The sequence below is a fragment of the Oleiphilus sp. HI0043 genome, assembly GCF_001634935.1.
On sequence record NZ_LWEY01001909.1, the window covers coordinates 1 to 1,102 of the forward strand.

The following is a 1,102-nucleotide window of genomic DNA, read 5'->3' on the forward strand; positions in this document are numbered from 1 at the left end:
CTGTTTCCAGTTTTCAGCATGAGCTTGGCAGGCCCTATTCCTGAGCGGCAGTTATTGGCTATTGTGAGAGATCTAAGAGATGACTTGGAGGCGCTTCCTGGGGTGCTGGAAGTCGATATTGGCGGCGAGCGCGATGAAGTATTGGAAATTATTGTTGACCCGCTGGTACTGGAAACATACCAGATAAACTTTGAGACCGTGTTGAGCATTGTTAATCGTAATAACCAGTTGGTTGCTGCTGGCGCCATAGATAGTGGTTATGGTCGTCATGTCATTAAAGTGCCGGGTGTTATTGAGGATCTGGAAGATATTATGGCCCTGCCGATCAAAGTGGTTGGTGATAGGGTGGTGAGTTTTAGGGATGTTGCGACGGTAAGGCGCTCCTTTAAAGACCCGACAGGGTTTGCTCGTGTAAACGGGGAGTCTGCTTTGTCTTTAGAAGTTAAAAAGCGTGTCGGTTCAAACATTATCGAAGTGATTGAAAGCGTTAAGGCTATTGTTAAAGAAAAACGTCAATTTTGGCCTGCTGCGGTCAAGGAAACGTTTATTCTCGACAAGTCGGGCGAAATCAGAGATATGCTCCAAGATCTGCAAAACAACGTGTCGAGCGCGATTATTATGGTCATGATCGTCATTGTTGGAGCTTTGGGCTTACGTTCTTCATTCTTGGTGGGCATAGCTATTCCAGCATCCTTCCTTAGCAGTATTATGATTATTAATATGATGGGTTTGACCTTGAATATTGTGGTGCTGTTTAGCTTGATTCTGGTTGTCGGGATGTTGGTAGATGGAGCCATTGTTGTTGCCGAGTTAGCCTCACGAAATCAAAGTAAAGGGATGTCGGCAGCGAAAGCTTACGCAAGTGCATCAAAGCGGATGTCATGGCCGATCATCGCATCGACCGCGACAACGCTGGCTGTTTTTCTTCCCTTGATTGCTTGGCCGGGTGTTGTCGGCGAATTCATGAAGTTCTTACCCATTACGGTGATGATTTGTTTGATGGCATCGCTTGTTATGGCTCTGGTATTTTTGCCCGTTTTAGGCTCATGGTTAGGAGGGCAAACTAAGGCTAAAGGGAAGTTAGTAGACGAGTATGAACGTG

General features: G+C 46.1%; 1 protein-coding gene. It reads left to right on the forward strand.

What is annotated here, in order from left to right; genetic code table 11:
- Positions 1-18 precede the first annotated feature (18 nt).
- On the forward strand, positions 19-1,102 hold a 1,084-nt coding region (locus A3729_RS29475; protein ID WP_231877533.1), incomplete at its 3' end, for an efflux RND transporter permease subunit.